The organism is Pseudomonas jilinensis (genome assembly GCF_003586265.1).
Classification (GTDB): domain Bacteria; phylum Pseudomonadota; class Gammaproteobacteria; order Pseudomonadales; family Pseudomonadaceae; genus Halopseudomonas; species Halopseudomonas phragmitis.
On record NZ_QJSA01000001.1, the window covers coordinates 75,635 to 93,849 of the forward strand.

Annotated in this window: 16 protein-coding genes, 1 other RNA gene and 1 riboswitch; of the genes, 15 read left to right on the forward strand and 2 right to left on the reverse strand. The window is 61.3% G+C overall.

The genetic code is table 11. The features are described 5' to 3' along the window. Window positions 1-2: 2 nt before the first annotated feature. Window positions 3-806, reverse strand: a complete 804-nt coding sequence (locus C2846_RS00360) for an ABC transporter ATP-binding protein (RefSeq protein WP_119700419.1) — start codon at window positions 804-806, stop codon at window positions 3-5. A gap of 1 nt (window position 807) precedes the next feature. Further along, the gene (locus C2846_RS00365) at window positions 808-1,626 is read right to left on the reverse strand and encodes an ABC transporter permease (RefSeq protein WP_119700420.1); all 819 of its coding nucleotides are present in this window, start codon (window positions 1,624-1,626) and stop codon (window positions 808-810) included. A 47-nt stretch (window positions 1,627-1,673) separates the two neighbouring features. Then, a riboswitch (guanidine-I (ykkC/yxkD leader) is annotated at window positions 1,674-1,773 on the reverse strand. 288 nt (window positions 1,774-2,061) lie between these two features. Here C2846_RS00365 and rnpB point away from each other — a divergent pair. From rnpB to ftsA, 15 genes are all read left to right on the forward strand, one after another. Then, an RNA gene (rnpB, locus tag C2846_RS00370) (RNase P RNA component class A) lies at window positions 2,062-2,413 on the forward strand. A gap of 300 nt (window positions 2,414-2,713) precedes the next feature. Next, window positions 2,714-3,169 carry a division/cell wall cluster transcriptional repressor MraZ gene (gene mraZ, locus C2846_RS00375; RefSeq protein WP_080049596.1) on the forward strand — a complete coding sequence of 152 codons (456 nt, stop codon included), beginning with the start codon at window positions 2,714-2,716 and terminating at the stop codon, window positions 3,167-3,169. Then, entirely contained in the window at window positions 3,166-4,104 is a 939-nt protein-coding gene (gene rsmH / locus C2846_RS00380) for a 16S rRNA (cytosine(1402)-N(4))-methyltransferase RsmH (protein WP_119700421.1), read from the forward strand. The genes mraZ and rsmH overlap by 4 nt, the downstream gene beginning before the upstream one ends. Before the next feature lie 17 nt (window positions 4,105-4,121). Continuing rightward, on the forward strand, window positions 4,122-4,415 hold the full coding sequence (gene ftsL / locus C2846_RS00385; RefSeq protein ID WP_080049598.1) for a cell division protein FtsL: 294 nt from the start codon (window positions 4,122-4,124) through the stop codon (window positions 4,413-4,415). Beyond that, window positions 4,412-6,142 (forward strand): peptidoglycan D,D-transpeptidase FtsI family protein, encoded by a 1,731-nt coding sequence (locus C2846_RS00390; RefSeq protein WP_420848993.1) that lies wholly within the window; start codon window positions 4,412-4,414, stop codon window positions 6,140-6,142. The genes ftsL and C2846_RS00390 overlap by 4 nt, the downstream gene beginning before the upstream one ends. Continuing rightward, entirely contained in the window at window positions 6,139-7,593 is a 1,455-nt protein-coding gene (locus C2846_RS00395) for a UDP-N-acetylmuramoyl-L-alanyl-D-glutamate--2,6-diaminopimelate ligase (RefSeq protein WP_119700422.1), read from the forward strand. Before C2846_RS00390 ends, C2846_RS00395 begins: the two co-directional genes overlap by 4 nt. Further along, complete coding sequence (locus C2846_RS00400; RefSeq protein ID WP_119700423.1) at window positions 7,586-8,962, forward strand: UDP-N-acetylmuramoyl-tripeptide--D-alanyl-D-alanine ligase; 1,377 nt, start codon at window positions 7,586-7,588, stop codon at window positions 8,960-8,962. The genes C2846_RS00395 and C2846_RS00400 overlap by 8 nt, the downstream gene beginning before the upstream one ends. A 2-nt stretch (window positions 8,963-8,964) precedes the next feature. Continuing rightward, complete coding sequence (mraY, locus tag C2846_RS00405) at window positions 8,965-10,047, forward strand: phospho-N-acetylmuramoyl-pentapeptide-transferase (RefSeq protein ID WP_080049601.1); 1,083 nt, start codon at window positions 8,965-8,967, stop codon at window positions 10,045-10,047. Window positions 10,048-10,057: 10 nt separating this feature from the next. Further along, complete coding sequence (murD, locus tag C2846_RS00410) at window positions 10,058-11,422, forward strand: UDP-N-acetylmuramoyl-L-alanine--D-glutamate ligase (protein WP_119700424.1); 1,365 nt, start codon at window positions 10,058-10,060, stop codon at window positions 11,420-11,422. Continuing rightward, complete coding sequence (gene ftsW / locus C2846_RS00415) at window positions 11,419-12,606, forward strand: putative lipid II flippase FtsW (RefSeq protein WP_119700425.1); 1,188 nt, start codon at window positions 11,419-11,421, stop codon at window positions 12,604-12,606. The genes murD and ftsW overlap by 4 nt, the downstream gene beginning before the upstream one ends. Beyond that, entirely contained in the window at window positions 12,596-13,669 is a 1,074-nt protein-coding gene (gene murG / locus C2846_RS00420) for an undecaprenyldiphospho-muramoylpentapeptide beta-N-acetylglucosaminyltransferase (protein ID WP_095624992.1), read from the forward strand. The genes ftsW and murG overlap by 11 nt, the downstream gene beginning before the upstream one ends. 22 nt (window positions 13,670-13,691) lie before the next feature. After that, window positions 13,692-15,107: a UDP-N-acetylmuramate--L-alanine ligase gene (gene murC / locus C2846_RS00425; protein ID WP_240638125.1), complete on the forward strand. Its 1,416-nt coding sequence runs from the start codon at window positions 13,692-13,694 to the stop codon at window positions 15,105-15,107. Beyond that, the gene (locus tag C2846_RS00430; RefSeq protein ID WP_080049606.1) at window positions 15,107-16,024 is read left to right on the forward strand and encodes a D-alanine--D-alanine ligase; all 918 of its coding nucleotides are present in this window, start codon (window positions 15,107-15,109) and stop codon (window positions 16,022-16,024) included. The genes murC and C2846_RS00430 overlap by 1 nt, the downstream gene beginning before the upstream one ends. A gap of 12 nt (window positions 16,025-16,036) precedes the next feature. Further along, window positions 16,037-16,891 carry a cell division protein FtsQ/DivIB gene (locus C2846_RS00435; protein ID WP_231705583.1) on the forward strand — a complete coding sequence of 285 codons (855 nt, stop codon included), beginning with the start codon at window positions 16,037-16,039 and terminating at the stop codon, window positions 16,889-16,891. 20 nt (window positions 16,892-16,911) lie between these two features. Further along, the gene (gene ftsA, locus C2846_RS00440) at window positions 16,912-18,141 is read left to right on the forward strand and encodes a cell division protein FtsA (protein ID WP_080049607.1); all 1,230 of its coding nucleotides are present in this window, start codon (window positions 16,912-16,914) and stop codon (window positions 18,139-18,141) included. Window positions 18,142-18,215: the final 74 nt, after the last annotated feature.

Below are 18,215 nucleotides of genomic sequence, written 5' to 3' on the forward strand. Positions count from 1 at the left end.
GCTCAGGCTCCTTGCAATTGTGGGGCAGTAAGGTCGCGGGTCAGGCGTTCGGGCAGTGCCGCGACGGCGGCCCGGGCCACCTTGCGGTCGGTGTTGAGCGGAATGTCGTAGGTGATCCGGGCGCCGTAGGCACCGGGCGCCTGTGGATCGATCCGGGTCTTGTCGAACACCAGCAGGCGGGTGCCAAGACTGAAGCCTTCGGCCAGATCGTGGGTGACCATGAATACGGTCAGCCCGGTCTGCTGCCAGAGTTCCAGCAGCAGCGCGTGCATGTCCTTGCGGATGCCTGGGTCGAGGGCGCCGAACGGCTCATCCAGCAGCAGGATGCGTGGCGCCTTGACCAGTGCCTGGGCAATCGCCAGACGCTGTTGCATGCCACCGGACAGGGCGTGCGGGTATTTGTTCAGTGCCTGGCCCAGACCAACTTTTTCCAGCATGGCCACCGCCTGCTCGCGGGCTTCGCGGCGGGCTTGGCCGAACAGCCGGCCGAGCAGTCGTGAGCCTTGCAGCTCGAGCCCGAGCATGACGTTGCCGAGTACCGTCAGGTGCGGAAATACCGAATAGCGCTGGAATACCACACCGCGCTCTGGCCCTGGCTCGCTGGCCAGGGGTTGGCCGTCGATCAGCAACTGGCCGCGGCTGGGTGTCTCCTGCCCCAGCAACAGGCGCAAGAAGGTCGATTTGCCGCAACCGGAGGCGCCGACCATGGTGATGAATTCGCCGTTGGCCACCTCCATGTTGAGGTTCTCCAGGACCACCTGGTCAGCGTACTGCTGCCAGACGCCCTTGATCGAAATGGCGCTCATATCAGTGGCCTCCTTTGGGTTCGAACCAGGGGAACAGCAGGCAGCAGGCACCTTTGAGCAGGCGGTCCATGCAGAAAGCCAGCAGGGTTATCCAGGCTACGTAGGGCAGGATCACGTCCATCGCCAGGTAGCGGCGGACCAGGAATATGCGGTATCCCAGGCCCTCGGTCGAAGCGATCGCCTCGGCGGCGATCAGAAACAGCCAGGCTGGGCCCAGTGCCAGACACAGGCCCTGCAGCAAACGCGGCAGCAGTTGCGGCAAAACTACCCGGATCAGCACCTGCCAGCTGTTGGCGCCCAGGGTTTGGGCCTTGATCAGCAGTTCGGCGGGAATCTCCGCGACTCGCTGCTGCAGATCGCGAATCAATACCGGGGTAATACCGATGACGATCAGCATTACCTTCGATAGCTCACCCAGGCCCATGACAATGAACAGGATCGGCAGTATCGCCAGCGGTGGGATCATCGATATCACCGTAACCAGTGGTGACAGCGGCGTGCGTAGCAGCGGAATCAGCATCGCCAGGCCCAGCACCAGGCTGATCGCTGCGCTGATGGCAAGGCCGCTACCCAGGCGTTTGAGGCTGGCGGCGCTGTCGTCCCACCACAGGTAGGCGCCACTGCGCCGGTCTTCCGTGAAGGCCATGCGTTCGACCGCCTCGCTCATCTGGCTGAAACTGGGCAGTAGCTTGTCATTTGGGTTTTCGGCCAGACGTGCCTGTGAGCCGAACAGATACAGCAACAACAGGATGGCAAACGGGAGCAGGATCAGCCCAAGGCGCAGGGGGCGACCGGGGTGCCGGTTCATCAAGCGGGGCATGGCAAGTCTCCATTGGTTACACGGGCCGAGATCTCAGCAGTCTGAGCGTCTCCCGGGCTTTTATCCCGCCGTGTAACCTCCGGAGGAGGTCGACAACTCTCGGACCAGTCACCTTCTGCGAAGGTCGGAACCCTAGTCGTCCATTTGCGTTGAGTTGTAGTAGGTCATGATGCGACCGGCAACACGCAAGGGGTCAGTCAGACCCGGATCTCGGATGCTGCTGAGGCTAATGCAGGGGGCGTGCCAGAATGGGTCGACCAGCTTGTATACAAGATGTGCGCTGCGGTTGATGAGGCGATTGCGGGTTTGTGCGGGGCAATATGTGCTCGTTTATGGTGCGCGCCGTGTGCCGGCTGGCGTATTTTGGGGCGGATGGCGCTTGAATATCACGTCAAGCTTGCCGCTATGGGGCAAACAAGGCTAACCTTGCAGCCAAGAGTTGGCCGGACAGTCGCTGTGCCGCAAGGCATGGAGGAAAGTCCGGGCTCCATAGGGCAGAGTGCCAGGTAACGCCTGGGAGGCGCGAGCCTACGGAAAGTGCAGCAGAGAGCAGACCGCCGATGGCCCTGCAAGGGGATCAGGTAAGGGTGAAAGGGTGCGGTAAGAGCGCACCGCGCGACTGGTAACAGTTCGTGGCACGGTAAACCCCACTCGGAGCAAGACCAAATAGGAACCCGATGGTGTGGCCCGCACTGGGTTCGGGTAGGTTGCTACAGGCAGTCAGTGATGGCTGTCGCAGAGGAATGGCTGTCCTCGACAGAACCCGGCTTATAGGCCAACTCTTTATTTTCCTTCCTTTTGTCGGAATCCCAATTTTCAGAGCAAAAAAATATAACTCCTCATACTTTACTTTAAGTTGTGAAGAGAACGCTTTGTTGCGTTTGTTATTTGTAATTCGCTTTTCAGCTGATTTCTGGAAAAACACCCCTCTTTTTGCGCTAACTCCCCGTCCTGCAAGGCTTTTTTCGTGAGTTACTCACTTGACGCTGTGTGCGTGGCATTTCTATAGTGTGCCAAAGTGGTATGAAGTGGGTAAAAGTGGGAAATATTGGCACGGACAGTCACCTAATCAGGGGAAGCCAGCAGCGTGTTTCGAGGAGCGAATGCCATCAATCTGGACGCCAAGGGGCGGCTTGCGATGCCGGCGCGTTATCGCGACCGTCTCGTGGAGCTGTGCGCCGGCCAGTTGGTGGCAACCATTGCGCTGGAAGAACGCTGCCTGTGGATCTATCCGTTGCCGGAGTGGGAAGCAGTTGAAATGCAACTGAAGAAAGCTCCGAATCTCAATCCTGCGGTCAAGCGGCTCAATCGTCTGCTGATCGGTAATGCCAATGAAATCGAGCTCGACAGCAATGGCCGCTTCGTTGTGCCGCCGTTGCTGCGTGATCACGCCGGCCTGGACAAGAAAGTCATGCTGGTCGGCCAATTGAATAAATTCGAGCTCTGGAGTGAAGAGGCCTGGGAGGCCACCACCAGCGCCTATCTGGAAGAAGTGCAGGAAGTTGGCGAGTTGCCGGCTGAACTGCACTCCTTGAGTCTATGACCCGGCAAACCGATTACTCACACATCAGCGTATTGCTCGATGAAGCGCTTGAGGGCCTGGCGGTGCGTCCCGACGGACTCTATGTGGATGGCACCTTTGGGCGCGGGGGGCACAGCCGAGCTATTCTGGCCCGACTCTCACGAGAGGGCAGGCTGATCGGCTTTGACAAGGACCCGGAGGCGATCCGGGCCGGAACAGAGCTGGCGGCCGAAGACGGCCGCTTTGTCGTTGTAAAAAGGTCATTTGCCGAGCTGGCCGAAGAGCTGCGCGCGCGCGCTCTGGATGGCCAGGTTAACGGTATTCTGCTGGATCTGGGGGTGTCCTCGCCGCAACTGGACGACCCCGCCCGTGGCTTCAGTTTTCTCAATGATGGCCCGCTGGACATGCGTATGGACCCGGATAGTGGCCAAAGCGCAGCCGACTGGGTCAATAGCGCCAGCGAATCCGACATTGCCACCGTGCTCAAGGAATACGGTGAAGAACGCTTCTCCCGGCGCATGGCTCGCGCGATTGTTGAGCGCCGGGCCCAGACCCCGTTCACCCGCACGGCTGATCTGGCCGAGGTGATCAAGCAGGCCAATCCAGCCTGGGAAAAGCACAAGCATCCGGCCACTCGGGCTTTCCAGGGTATTCGCATCTTCATCAACCGTGAGCTGGCCGACCTTGAGCAGGGCCTCAAAGCTGCGGTCGAGATGCTTGCGCCTGGTGGTCGGCTGGCGGTGATCAGCTTCCACTCGCTGGAAGATCGGCTGGTCAAACAGTTCATGCGCCGCGAGGCCAAGGGTGAGCCGTTGCCGCGGGATCTGCCGGTGCGCGATGTCGATATTCCCACCCGGCTGAAACTGCAAGGCAAAGCTATTAAGCCCAGTGCCGCTGAAGTAGCCGCCAATCCCCGTGCGCGCAGTGCGGTACTGCGTATTGCGGAGCGGCGTTGATGGACGCTAAAGCGACTATGGGCAAATTGCCAGGCAGCGGTCTGCCGCGTACCAGTGGCGGTTTGCTACTGTGCTGGGCGCTGGTGCTGGCCAGTGCTCTGGCGGTGGCCTACAGCACGCATTGGAGTCGGGTGCTGCTCAATGAACTGGCCGGTGAAATGGCTGGCCGGGAAAAAGCCCAGGCCGAATGGGGGCGCCTGCTGCTGGAGCAGAGCACCTGGACTGCGCATGGCCGGGTGGAAACCCTGGCGACCCGACAACTGGGCATGCGCGTACCTGAACCTGGCGAAGTGATTCTGGTGAAGCCATGATGCACATTCAACCCAATGGCAGTCGCTACCCCTGGCGCTTCAGACTGGTGATCGGTCTGTTGGGTCTGTGCTGCGCGGCCATTGCCTGGCAGATCGTGCATTTGCATGTGCTTGATGATGGCTTTCTGCGTAATCAGGGCGACAAGCGCAGCGTGCGTCATACCGTTATTCCTGCTCACCGCGGGATGATTACCGATCGGCATGGCGAACCGCTGGCGGTCAGTACCCCGGTGCTGACCCTGTGGGCCAACCCCCGCCAACTGGTCGGTCATGAAGCTCGCTGGCCAGAGCTGGCCAAGGCACTGGGCACCGATACCAAGACCTTCGCCGAGCGCTTGCAGGCCAATGCTGAGCGCGAGTTCATCTATTTGCGGCGGCACATGACCCCGGAAGATGGTGAAGCTGTGCTGGCGCTCAAGGTGCCGGGTGTTTACAGCACCGAAGAGTACCGGCGCTTTTATCCGGCTGGTGATGTGGCGGCACATATTCTTGGCTTCACCAATGTTGATGACATTGGTCAGGAGGGGCTGGAGCTGTCCTACAACGACTGGCTGCAGGGCGTGCCGGGCCGGCGTCAGGTGTTGCAGGATCGACGTGGGCGGCTGATCAAGGATGTCCAGGTTGTGCGCAACGCGCGCCCGGGCAACGACCTGAAACTGTCGATTGATCTGCGGCTGCAATATATCGCTCACCGGGAGCTGCGCGAGGCGCTCAACCAGTTCAATGCCAAAGCCGGCTCGGTAGTGCTGATTGACGTGCGCACCGGGGAAATTCTGGCGATGGTCAATCAGCCTAGCTACAACCCCAACAACCGCAGCAACTTGCGCCCGGAAATGATGCGCAACCGGGCGTTGATCGATGTGTTCGAACCAGGTTCGCCGATCAAGAGTTTTACCGTTGCCGCTGGTCTAATGTCGGGTAACTACCAACCCAATACAGTGATGGACACCCGGCCGGGCACCATGCGGGTGGCCACCATGACGGTGCGTGATGTGCGCAACTACGGTGTGCTGGACCTGACTGGCGTGATGATGAAATCGAGCAATATCGGGGTGGTCAAGATTGCCCTGGATATTGGCGCCGAACCTATTTACGAACTGCTTCAACAACTGGGGCTGGGTGAGTCGACCGGACTTGGTTTTCCGGGTGAAAGCGTCGGTCGGATGCCCAGTCATCGACGCTGGCCGCAGGTGGAGACCGCCACCCTGTCTTACGGCTACGGGCTGGCGGTGACTGCGACCCAATTGGCTCAGACCTATGCAGTGCTGGGTAACCACGGACGCAAGGTACCGCTATCGCTGCTCAAAGTCGACCAGCCACCGCAGGGCGAACAGGTGATTCCGCAGGCAGTCAGTGACCAGGTGCTGGTGATGTTGCGCGCAGCAGTTGATGGCGATGGCGGTACTGGTTCCCGGGCCCGGGTGCCTGGTTATCAGGTGGGTGGCAAGACCGGTACCGTACACAAGACATTGCCTGGTGGTGGCTACGCCCGTGACCGTTATCGCTCGGTGTTTGCCGGTGTGGCGCCGATCAGCAATCCGCGTTATGCCGCTGTGGTAGTGATCGATGAGCCGGGCAGTGGGCAGTATTACGGTGGTTTGGTCGCCGCTCCAGTATTTGGTCAGGTCATGGCGGACGCTCTGCGTCTGACCAATGTGCCGCCGGACGATCTGCCGGCGCTGCAACAGGTTGAACTGCCCCCGATTGACGGAGGCTCACGCGGATGAAAACACTGCGCCAACTGCTGCCGAACTGGAACGGAGCCGATGCCGAGATTCACAGCCTGACACTGGACAGCCGGGCAGTGGTGCCCGGCTGCCTGTTCCTGGCCGTGCCGGGGCAGCGCCATGATGGCCGCGACTACATCGCTCGGGCGCTCGAAGCTGGCGCAGCCGCCATCGTTTACGAGGCACAAGGGGCCCAAGTGTCAAGCGCTGCGGTACCGCTGGTGCCGGTCGAAGGCCTGGCTGCTCAACTGTCGGCGATTGCCGGACGCTTCTACGATCAACCGTCAGCACAGCTGGGGCTGATCGGCGTGACCGGGACCAATGGCAAGACCAGCGTCAGCCAGATGCTGGCTCAGGTTTTGACCAGTCTGGGGCAGCCTTGCGGGATCATCGGTACCCTGGGCAGTGGCATGCCGGGTGAGTTGAACGATCACGGGATGACCACTCCGGATGCGCTGCGAGTGCAGCAGCAATTGGCGGGCTTGCGTGATCAGGGCGCCCGTTGGGTCAGTATGGAAGTGTCATCCCATGCCCTGGATCAGGGCCGGGTAGAGGCGCTGGACTTCGATGTCGCGGTGTTCACCAATCTTAGCCGTGATCACCTGGACTACCACGGCGATATGGATAGCTATGGCGCGGCCAAGGCCCGCTTGTTCCAGCGTCCGTTGGGCCATGCGGTGATCAATCTGGACGATCCGTTCGCACGCCAGTTGCTACCGCTGTGCAGTTGCCCGGTCATCACTTACAGCCTGCACGATCCGGTAGCCAGTCTGTACTGCACCGATATTCGTTATGACAGTCAGGGTATCCAGGCCTGTTTGCACGCAGAGGGTCAACGCTTGAGCCTGACCAGCCCGCTGCTGGGGGATTTCAACCTGAGCAATTTGCTGGCTGTCATCGCAGCGTTGATGGCCGCTGGTATCGAACTGCCCCAGGCCCTGACTGCGGTTGCCGCAGTGCAGGCTCCGGCCGGGAGGATGCAGCGTCTGGGGGGCGAGGCGTTGCCGCTGGTGGTGATCGATTATGCGCATACACCCGACGCCCTGGAAAAGGCTCTGGCGGCCCTGCGCGCGCATACCCGCGGGCGGCTGACCTGTGTGTTTGGCTGCGGTGGCGATCGCGACAATGGCAAACGCCCGCTGATGGCACGGGCTGCTGAATTGGGTGCCGATGCGCTGGTGATCACCGACGACAATCCTCGCACTGAGCCCTCGGCGGTGATCATCGAGCAGATCCTGAGCGGGATTGAACATACCGGTAACGTGGCAGTCATAGCCAACCGGGCTGAGGCGATCAGCCAAACCATTCAACAGGCCCGGGCTGGCGATGTGATTTTGCTGGCTGGTAAAGGCCATGAAACCTATCAGGAGATTGACGGCGTGCGTCATCCTTTCAGTGATATCGAACAGGCCGAAGCCGCCTTACAGGCATGGGAGGCGCGTCATGCTTGAAGCGCTGCGTTTGTCGGAACTGGTCAAGCCGCTGGCGGCCAGTCTCAAGGGCGAGGATGTCAGCTTTGACAGCGTCAGCATTGACTCGCGCCAGGTTCAGGCTGGCAGCCTGTTTGTCGCATTACCCGGCAGCCGGGTCGATGGCCACGATTTCATCGCTCAGGCCCGTCTGCACGGTGCCGTAGCGGCGCTGGTCGAGCATCTGGTTGATGACCCGTTGCCGCAACTGCTGGTGCATGACTGCCAACTGGCCTTGGGACAGCTGGCTGCCCTGTCGCGCCAGGCGTTCAAGGGGCGGATGGTGGCGATCACCGGCTCCAGTGGCAAGACCACGGTCAAGGAAATGCTGGCCTCGATTCTGCGCGAGCAGGGTAGTGTTCTGGCCACTCAGGGCAATCTCAACAACGAGCTCGGCGTGCCGCTGACCCTGTTGGCGTTGCAGCCGGAACACCAGTTTGCGGTGATCGAGATGGGCGCCGCCAAGGTTGGTGACATCGCCTACAGCATGGGGATCGCCAAACCCGATATCAGCATCCTGACCAATGCCGGCATGGCTCACGTCGGGCGTTTTGGCAGTCCGGAAAATATCGCCAAGGCCAAGGGCGAGATCATCACCGCGCTCAAGAGTGATGGCCATGTGGTGCTGAATCTGGACAGCCCCTGGTTTGAACAGTGGTACCAAAGCCTTGGCAAGCGCAAGTCGCATGCATTCAGCCTGGAAAATCCGACTGCTGAGTTGCGTGGCGAGTCGGTCGAGATCGATGAGCGCGGTTGCCCGGGCTTCCTGCTGGTGACCCCCAAGGGCTCGATCACCGTGCAGCTCAACCTGCTGGGCCGGCACAACATCGCCAACGCCCTGGCCGCGACTGGTGCAGCACTGGCGCTGGGCCTTGAGCTGGAACAGATTCGCCGTGGCCTGGCCCGGCTGCAACCGGTGGCCGGGCGGGCCCAGGGTAAGCCCGGCCATGCCGGTGCGCTGGTTATTGACGACAGCTATAACGCCAACCCGAGTTCGGTCAAGGCCGCCATCGACCTGCTGGCCGGGTTCGACGGTCAGCGCATTCTGGTGTTGGGTGATATGGGTGAGCTGGGTGACTGGGAGGCTGCCGGTCACCGTGAGGTGGGTGAGCATGCCCGCCAGCAGGGGCTGGATGCCCTGTACGCCGTCGGCCGCCTGTCGGCCCTGGCGGTTGAGGCCTTTGGCGAGGGCGGACGACTGTTCGCCAGCAAGGCCGAGTTGATCAATGCACTGCGCCCGCAATTGCAGGCGCAGACCCGGGTATTGGTCAAGGGATCGCGTAGTGCCGGCATGGAAGAGGTGGTTGCCGGTCTGGTGGACACAACTGATAACGAAAACAAGGCCCACTGACAATGTTGCTGCTACTGGCTCAATACCTCCAACAGTTCCACACCGGCTTCGGTGTATTCCAGTACCTGACCCTGCGCGGGATTCTCGGGGTACTGACGGCGCTGGCCATTGCACTGTTCCTCGGGCCCTGGATGATCCGTACCCTGCAGGTGCGGCAGATCGGTCAGGCGGTACGCAATGACGGCCCGCAGTCGCATCTGTCGAAGAAAGGCACTCCGACCATGGGTGGGGCGCTGATCCTGGTGGCGATCGCCATCAGCACACTGCTCTGGGCCGACCTGTCCAATCTGTATGTCTGGGTCGTACTCGGGGTGACGATCAGTTTCGGGGCGATTGGCTGGGTCGATGACTACCGCAAGGTGATCGAGAAGAACTCCCGTGGTTTGCCGTCGCGCTGGAAGTACTTCTGGCAGTCGGTGTTCGGTTTGATTGCGGCGATTGTCCTTTACGTATCGGCCAAGACCCCGGTCGAAACCACCCTGATCGTGCCGTTCTTCAAGCAACTGGAATTCCAGCTCGGCATCCTGTTCGTGGTGCTGACCTATTTCGTCATCGTCGGCTCCAGTAATGCAGTGAACCTGACCGACGGCCTTGATGGTCTGGCGATCATGCCGACCGTGATGGTCGGGGCGGCACTGGGCATTTTCGCCTACCTGTCGGGCAACATCCGCTTTGCCGAATACCTGTTGATCCCCTATGTGCCGGGTTCGGGGGAACTGATCATCTTCTGTGGCGCGCTGATCGGTGCCGGCCTGGGCTTTCTCTGGTTCAACACTTACCCGGCCCAGGTGTTCATGGGGGATGTCGGTGCCCTGTCGCTGGGCGCGGCACTGGGGGTGATTGCGGTAATCGTTCGCCAGGAAATCGTGCTGTTCATCATGGGCGGGATTTTCGTGGTTGAGACCCTGTCGGTGATCATTCAGGTCGCGTCCTTCAAGTTGACCGGCCGGCGAGTGTTCCGTATGGCGCCGATTCATCACCATTTCGAATTGAAAGGCTGGCCCGAGCCGCGGGTCATTGTGCGCTTCTGGATCATCACCGTGGTACTGGTGCTGATCGGACTGGCAACCCTGAAACTGCGTTGAGGATGGCAAGGTGGCACTGATTACCACGGACAAGCAGCGGATCATCGTCGGGCTCGGTAGCACCGGGCTGTCGGTTGCCCGTTATCTGGTCGGCCGTGGTCTGCCCTTTGCCGTGTGCGATACCCGCAGCAGCCCGCCGGGTCTTGATCAGCTCAAGCGTTTTGCACCGATGGCCGATGTCTATCTGGGTGAACTGGACGGGCAACTGCTGTGCGCTGCCGGTGAGCTGGTGGTCAGTCCTGGTATCGCCATCGCCACGCCGGCGATTGCTGCTGCCAAGGCCGCTGGGGTCTCGGTGGTAGGGGATATCGAGCTGTTTGCCCGCGAGCTGATTGCGCGTGAGGCCAGGCCGCAACTGGTGGCCATCACCGGTTCCAACGCCAAGAGCACGGTGACCACCCTGGTAGCCGAGATGGCAGCCGACGCTGGCCGGCAGGTGGCGGTGGGTGGCAATCTGGGCACCCCGGCACTGGATCTGCTCGACCAGCAGGCCGAACTGTACGTATTGGAGTTGTCTAGCTTCCAACTGGAAACCACCGAGCGGCTGAATGCCGAAGTCGCTACCGTACTCAACATCAGTGAAGACCACATGGACCGCTATAGCGGTTTGGCAGCCTATCATCTGGCCAAGCACCGGATTTTTCGCGGTGCCCGTCAGGTAGTGTTCAACCGGGATGACGCGCTGTCGCGGCCGCTGGTGGCCGACCAGTTGCCGTGCCTGAGTTTTGGCCTGTCGCGCCCGGACTTCAAGGGTTTTGGCCTGATCGAGAAGGACGGTGAGTCCTGGCTGGCCTTCGAGTTTGCGGCGCTGATGCCGGTGCGCGAACTGAAAATCCGTGGTGCCCATAACCAGGCCAATGCTCTGGCGGCTTTGGCGCTGGGGCATGCAGTTGGCTTGCCGCTCGACAGCATGCTGACCACCTTGCGCCGGTTTGCCGGTCTGCCGCATCGCTGCCAATGGGTCGGCCAGCATCAGGGCGTAGATTACTACGACGATTCCAAGGCCACCAATGTCGGTGCCGCGCTGGCGGCGATTGAAGGCTTTGCTGCCGACCTGGCTGGCAAGCAGGTGCTGATTGCTGGTGGCGATGGCAAGGGCGCGGACTTTGCGCCGCTGCGCCAGCCGGTGGCGCGCCACTGCCGGGCAGTGGTGTTGCTGGGCCGCGATGCAGCGTTGCTGGAGCAGACGCTGGCGGGTAGTGTGCCACTGCTGCGCGTCGACACGCTGGAGCAGGCAGTGAACTGTGCGGCCGCCCAGGCCCAGCCCGGCGATGTGGTGCTGCTGTCGCCGGCCTGCGCCAGTCTCGACATGTTCCGCAATTTTGAAGAGCGCGGTCGACTGTTTGCCGAAGCGGTTGCGAGGCTGCCGGCATGAACGCGCTGAACCGGATTCCGACCCTGACCCAGTTCGTTGAGCCGCTCGCCGGTGCACGCCGCTTCGACCTGGATCTGCCGCTGCTGGCGGCGGCGTTGGCGCTACTCGGGCTGGGTCTGGTGATGGTCAGCTCGGCGTCCATGGAAGTGGCGGCCGGGCAATTAGGCAATCCCTTCTATTACATGGTCCGCCAACTGATCTATCTGGGGATCGGCCTGGGGGCGATGGCCACCGCACTGTCGATTCCGCTGAAACTCTGGGAGCAGTTCCGCTTTCCGCTGCTGTTTCTGGGGATTGCTCTGCTGATCGCGGTACTGATTCCGGGGATTGGGCGTGAGGTCAATGGTAGCTGGCGCTGGATCGCGGTCGGGCCGATCAATATTCAGCCCTCGGAGCTGGCCAAGCTGTTTGCCGTGGTGTTTCTGGCTGGTTATCTGGTGCATCGCCAGGATGAAGTCAAGGAGCGCTGGTTTGGCTTTATCAAACCGTTCATGGTGCTGTTCCCGATGGCCTGGCTGCTGATCATTGAGCCTGACTTTGGCGCCACCGTGGTGTTGATGGGCGCGGCGGTGGGCATGCTGTTCCTCGGTGGGGTGGGGCTGTTCCGCTTCATCCTGCTGTTCGGCTCGTTGGCTGGGGCCGCCGGCCTGCTGATTTTGTTCGAGCCCTATCGCCTGCAGCGTCTGACCGGTTTTCTCAACCCCTGGGATGACCCGTTCGGCAGTGGTTATCAGTTGACTCAGGCCCTGATCGCCTTTGGCCGTGGTGAGTGGCTGGGCGTCGGGCTGGGCAACAGCATTCAGAAGCAGTTCTATCTGCCCGAGGCGCATACCGACTTCGTGTTTGCCGTACTGGCCGAAGAGATGGGGCTGATCGGTGCGCTGGCAGCCTTCGGCCTGCTGATCTTCGTTGCCGTACGCAGTCTGTACCTGGGGCTGTGGGCCGAGCGCGACGGGCAGTTGTTTTCGGCCTATCTGGCCTATGGGATTGCGTTGATGTGGTGTGGTCAGATCCTGATCAACGTCGGTGTGAATGTTGGCCTGCTGCCGACCAAAGGTTTGACCCTGCCGTTCCTCAGTTATGGCGGTAGTTCGTTGGTAGTGTGCTGCATCAGTCTGGGCATCCTGTTGCGCATTGACTGGGAGCGTCGACAAGCGCTACGGGAGGTAAGCAATGAGCAATAAGGTATTGGTGATGGCAGGCGGCACCGGTGGCCACGTGTTCCCGGCGCTGGCTTGCGCGCGAATGCTGCGTGATCAGGGCTTCGAAGTGCACTGGCTGGGTACCCGGCGGGGCATCGAGGCTGAGTTGGTGCCCGATGCCGGATTCCCGATCCACTACATCGACATTCAGGGTGTACGCGGCAAGGGTAAGCTGGATCTGCTCAAGGCACCGGTACGGATTCTGCGTGCGTTGCTGCAGTCGCTGAAGCTGCTGGACCGGCTCAAGCCGATCTGCGTGCTTGGTGCCGGTGGCTATGTCACCGGTCCTGGCGGATTGGCTGCCCGGATCAAGCGGATTCCGCTGGTTATCCATGAGCAAAATGCAGTGGTCGGCACCGCCAACCGGTTGCTGGCGCGCTGGGCCGATCGCTGCTGTGAGGGTTTCCCGGGCAGCTTCGCTAATCCGGCCAAACGCCTGAGTACTGGCAACCCGGTGCGCGAAGATATTTTCCAGACCCCCGAACTGAGCTGGGACGGCAGCCGCCGGCCACGTCTGTTGATTCTGGGTGGCAGTCTGGGCGCTGCGCCGCTGAACCGTCTGCTGCCGCTGGGGCTGGCGCTGGTCGATCATGACAAGCGCCCGGAAATCGTTCATCAGTGCGGCAAACAGCATGTCGAGGATACCCGCGAGGCTTATCAGATGGCCGGTGTGGCGGCGATTGTGGAGCCGTTCATTGCTGATATGGCTGGCGCCTATGAGTGGGCCGATCTGGTGGTGTGCCGGGCCGGCGCGCTGACTGTCTGCGAACTGGCGGCCGCTGGCCGGCCGTCGCTGCTGGTGCCACTGCCGCATGCCATTGATGACCATCAGAGCGCCAATGCCCGGTTCCTGGCTGATCGCGGAGCCGCAGAACTGCTGCCGCAAGCCAGTCTGACCCCGGAGCTACTGGCGCAGCGGCTGAATTTTCTTTTCTCGCAACCGGAGAAACTGCAACAGATGGCAGAACTCGCTCGTAAACAGGCGACCCCGAACGCTACGGCGGATGTGGTGCGCGCCTGCCTGGAGGTGGCCCGTGAGTCCTAAGGCGACCTTCACCCTGCCGGAAATGCGCCGTATTCGCCGGATTCACTTCGTCGGTATCGGCGGGGTTGGCATGTGCGGTATTGCCGAGGTGTTGCTGAACCTGGGCTATCAGGTGTCCGGTTCCGACCTCAAGCGTTCGACCGTGACCCAGCGCCTGGAGAGTTTCGGTGCCCGGATCGATATTGGCCACCGCGCCGAAAATCTGGCCAACGCCGATGTACTGGTGGTGTCCAGCGCGATCAATCCGAGCAACCCGGAAGTGGCCGCGGCGATTGAAAAGCGCATTCCGGTAGTGCCGCGCGCAGAGATGCTGGCTGAGCTGATGCGTTATCGCCACGGTATCGCAGTTGCCGGAACTCATGGCAAGACCACCACCACCAGCCTTATCGCGTCGGTACTGGCGGCTGAAGGCTTGAGCCCGACATTCGTAATCGGTGGTCGTCTGACCAGCGCCGGGACCAACGCGCAACTGGGTGAGAGCCGTTATCTGGTGGCCGAGGCCGATGAAAGCGATGCCTCGTTCCTGCATTTGCAGCCGATGGTGGCGATCGTGACCAACATCGATGCCGACCACATGGCTACCTACGAAGGTGACTTCAGCAAGCTCAAGCGGACCTTTGTGGAGTTTCTGCACAACCTGCCGTTCTACGGCCTGGCGGTACTGTGTGTGGATGACCCGGTCGTGCGCGAGATTCTGCCGCAGGTTAACCGCCAGGTCATTACCTATGGTCTGAGCGAGGATGCCGATGTCCGCGCTGTGGATATCGAGCAAAAGGGCATGCAGACCCATTTCACTGTCTTGCGTGAAGGACATGAGCCGCTGCAGGTGTGCGTCAACATGCCGGGCGTGCACAACGTGCTGAATGCGCTGGCGACCATTGCTGTGGCCACCGACGAGGGCATCAGCGATACCGCGATCGTCAAGGGCTTGACCGGTTTTGAGGGCGTTGGCCGGCGTTTCCAGGTCTATGGCAATTATCCGCTGTCTGACGGCGAGGTGATGTTGGTCGACGATTACGGCCATCACCCGCGCGAAGTTCAGGCGGTGATCAAGGCCGTGCGCGCCGGCTGGCCGGAACGGCGGCTGGTGATGATCTATCAGCCGCACCGCTTTACCCGGACCCGCGACCTGTATGAAGACTTCGTTCAGGTTCTGGCTGAAACCAATGCGCTGCTGCTGATGGAGGTCTACCCGGCTGGCGAGGAGCCGATTCCGGGCGCCGACAGCAAGCATCTGTGCCGCAGCATCCGTCAGCGAGGCCAGGTGGACCCGATTTATGTTGATCGTGACGCCGACGTGATGCCACTGCTGGAAGCGGTGCTGCAGCCTGGCGACATTCTGTTGACCCAGGGTGCCGGGGATATCGGTGGCCTGGCGCCGCAACTGGCCGAAGCCTTGAGCCGGCTAGGGCAAACCGTTACGGAGGGTAAGGCCTGATGGTTGACGTAAAAGCTTTGGGCCGTGTCGCAGTACTTTATGGCGGTCATTCGGCCGAACGGGAAGTGTCGCTCAAGTCCGGCAAGGCGGTACTCGAGTCGCTCAAAGGTGCCGGGGTAGACGCCTATGGCATCGATGCCGGAGACGATCTGGCGCAGCGCCTGATTGCCGAGCGCCCGGACCGGGTGTTCATTGCCCTGCATGGTCGTGGCGGCGAGGACGGTAGCCTGCAGGGGCTGCTGGAAAGCCTGAAGCTGCCTTATACCGGCAGTGGCGTGATGGCTTCTGCGCTGGGCATGGACAAGCTGCGGACCAAGCTGGTGTGGCAAAGCCTGGGACTGCCGACGCCGCCCTACGCCGTGCTGGCCGATGAGGCCGAGTGCGCGGCGATTGTCGAGCGCCTGGGTGCACCGCTGATCATCAAACCGATCCATGAAGGCTCGAGCATCGGCATGGCCAAGGTTGACAGCGAGGCCGCGCTGCGTAGCGCCTGGCAGTCGGCGCGTCAGTACGACGATGTAGCACTGGTCGAACAGTGGATCACCGGCGCCGAGTTCACCGTAGCGATTCTAGATGGGCAGGCGCTGCCGGCAATTCGGTTGCAGACCCCGCACACCTTTTACGACTACGACGCCAAGTACCTGGCCAATGACACCCAGTACATCTGCCCCTGTGGCCTGCCGGCGGACAAGGAAGCGGAACTGGCCGAATTGTGCCTGAAGGCTTTCAACGCCGTGGGTTGCCATGGTTGGGGGCGGGTCGATGTGATGCAGGACCAGACCGGACAGTTCTATCTGCTTGAAGTCAACACGGTGCCTGGCATGACCGATCACAGCCTGGTGCCGATGGCTGCTAAGGCTGCGGGCAAGAGTTTTACCGATCTGGTGCTGGCGATCCTCGCCAGCGCCCGGTACTGAGGAGTCTGTTAGATGTTGGGGCTGATGATCAGGGATCCGCGAGCAGGCAAGCCTGCGACTCGACGCCAGGCGTCGGGTCGTGGCGCCGTGCGCGTGACCCCGCCAGCCCCGCGCAGCCGGCCGCGGCTGAGCTTCAGCCTGCCTGCCATGAACGGTCTGGGGATGCGTCTGCAGCAGGTACTTTGGCCGTTGTTGCTGGTGGCCCTGGGCATGGGGCTGTACGAGTTGGGCAGTCGGCTGTGGCCGCTGGCCGACCGGCCGATTGCGCTGATCAGCGTACAGGGCGAGTTGCAGTACATCGACCACGACGCGGTGCAGGGAGTGATCCAGCCTTATCTGCAGGACAGCTTCCTGAGCATCAACCTGCGGGGCCTGCAAAGCGATCTGGCGGCCATGCCCTGGGTCGCCAAAGCGTCGGTACAGCGGGTCTGGCCGGATCAGCTGGTGATTCATCTGGACGAACAGCTGCCGGTTGCCCGCTGGGGTAGCAATGCGCTGCTCAATAACGAAGGGCGGGCCTTTGAGCCGGATGAGATCGCGAGATTTGCCGATCTGCCCCAGTTGAACGGGCCGCAGCGAGCCAAACAGCGGGTGATGCAGCAGTACCAGCAGTTCAATCGACTGCTGAGGCCCTATGGCCACGGTGTGGCGCAGTTGGAGCTGCGTGATCGCGGGAGCTGGTTTCTGACCACCCAGGACGGGATTCAGATTCTGCTCGGACGCGACAACGTAGTGGAGAAGATGCAGCGGTTTCTGACCATCGATCAACTGGTGTTGTCCGAGCGTCGGGAACAAATAGCGCGGGTCGATCTGCGCTACAGCAACAGCATGGCGGTGGCCTGGCGCACGCCGGCCAACGTGGATTAATCGGGGAGTGACACAGGCTTATGGCAAGCAAGCAGGGTAGCAGGATGATCGTCGGGCTGGATATCGGCACCTCCAAGGTGGTGGCGCTGGTCGGCGAGATCGGAGCGAACGGCGAACTGGAAATCGTCGGTATCGGCTCGCATCCCTCGCGTGGCCTGAAAAAAGGCGTGGTGGTCAATATCGAATCCACCGTGCAGTCGATCCAGCGCGCGATCGAAGAAGCCGAACTGATGGCTGGCTGCCAGATTCACTCGGTCTTTGCCGGCATTGCCGGTAACCACATTCGCAGCCTGAACTCGCATGGCATCGTCGCCATCCGAGATCGCGAAGTGGTGCCGGCCGATATTGATCGGGTACTGGATGCCGGCCAGGCGGTGGCGATTCCCGCTGACCAGAAGGTGCTGCACATTCTGCCGCAGGAGTATGTGATCGATAACCAGGAAGGCGTACGTGAGCCTTTGGGCATGTCCGGGGTACGCCTGGAGGCCAAGGTGCATCTGGTGACCTGTGCGTTGAACGCGGTACAGAACATCGAGAAGTGCATTCGCCGCTGCGGCCTGGAAGTTGAGGACGTGATCCTCGAACAGTTGGCCTCCAGTTATGCCGTGCTGACCGAGGATGAAAAGGAACTGGGCGTCTGCCTGGTGGACATCGGTGGCGGTACCACCGACATCGCCATTTTCACCGAAGGCGCGATCCGCCACACCTCGGTGATTCCGATTGCTGGCGATCAGGTGACCAACGATATCGCCATGGCGCTACGGACTCCAACCCAGTACGCCGAAGAGATCAAGATTCGCTATGCCTGTGCGCTGGCCAAGCTGGCTGGCCCGGAAGAAACCATCAAGGTGCCCAGTGTTGGTGAGCGCCCGCCGCGTGACCTGTCACGCCAGGCCCTGGCTGAAGTGGTTGAGCCGCGCTACGACGAGCTGTTCACCCTGATCCAGGCCGAGCTGCGCCGTTCCGGTTACGAGGACATGATCCCGGCCGGAATAGTCCTGACCGGCGGCACCTCGAAAATGGAAGGAGCTGTCGAGCTTGCCGAGGAGATCTTCCATATGCCGGTACGCCTGGGCGTGCCGCAGGAATTCAAGGGGCTGACCGATGTGGTGCGTAACCCGATCTACGCCACCAGCGTAGGTCTTCTGCACTACGGCATCAAACATCAGGGCGAGTCCAGTCCGGGCTCGGAGTCGAACCGCGAATCGACCCTTGAACGGGTCAAGCGCTGGTTCAAGGGCAATTTTTAAAGAAGCCCGCCTCAAGCGGGTCGTAGCAACGAAACGAAGCAATACAACGAGTACAAACTCAAGGAGATGGGACC

What these genes read in the sequence shown, in the direction of transcription:
- mraY (WP_080049601.1), top strand. Translation starts at nt 8,965, where the DNA reads ATGTTGCTGCTACTGGCTCAATACCTCCAACAGTTCCACACCGGCTTC.
- C2846_RS00435 (WP_231705583.1), top strand. Translation starts at nt 16,037, where the DNA reads ATGTTGGGGCTGATGATCAGGGATCCGCGAGCAGGCAAGCCTGCGACT.
- ftsL (WP_080049598.1), top strand. Translation starts at nt 4,122, where the DNA reads ATGGGCAAATTGCCAGGCAGCGGTCTGCCGCGTACCAGTGGCGGTTTG.
- rsmH (WP_119700421.1), top strand. Translation starts at nt 3,166, where the DNA reads ATGACCCGGCAAACCGATTACTCACACATCAGCGTATTGCTCGATGAA.
- C2846_RS00395 (WP_119700422.1), top strand. Translation starts at nt 6,139, where the DNA reads ATGAAAACACTGCGCCAACTGCTGCCGAACTGGAACGGAGCCGATGCC.
- ftsA (WP_080049607.1), top strand. Translation starts at nt 16,912, where the DNA reads ATGGCAAGCAAGCAGGGTAGCAGGATGATCGTCGGGCTGGATATCGGC.
- murC (WP_240638125.1), top strand. Translation starts at nt 13,692, where the DNA reads ATGCGCCGTATTCGCCGGATTCACTTCGTCGGTATCGGCGGGGTTGGC.
- C2846_RS00430 (WP_080049606.1), top strand. Translation starts at nt 15,107, where the DNA reads ATGGTTGACGTAAAAGCTTTGGGCCGTGTCGCAGTACTTTATGGCGGT.
- C2846_RS00400 (WP_119700423.1), top strand. Translation starts at nt 7,586, where the DNA reads ATGCTTGAAGCGCTGCGTTTGTCGGAACTGGTCAAGCCGCTGGCGGCC.
- C2846_RS00360 (WP_119700419.1), bottom strand. Translation starts at nt 806, where the DNA reads ATGAGCGCCATTTCGATCAAGGGCGTCTGGCAGCAGTACGCTGACCAG.
- C2846_RS00365 (WP_119700420.1), bottom strand. Translation starts at nt 1,626, where the DNA reads ATGCCCCGCTTGATGAACCGGCACCCCGGTCGCCCCCTGCGCCTTGGG.
- murG (WP_095624992.1), top strand. Translation starts at nt 12,596, where the DNA reads ATGAGCAATAAGGTATTGGTGATGGCAGGCGGCACCGGTGGCCACGTG.
- C2846_RS00390 (WP_420848993.1), top strand. Translation starts at nt 4,412, where the DNA reads ATGATGCACATTCAACCCAATGGCAGTCGCTACCCCTGGCGCTTCAGA.
- ftsW (WP_119700425.1), top strand. Translation starts at nt 11,419, where the DNA reads ATGAACGCGCTGAACCGGATTCCGACCCTGACCCAGTTCGTTGAGCCG.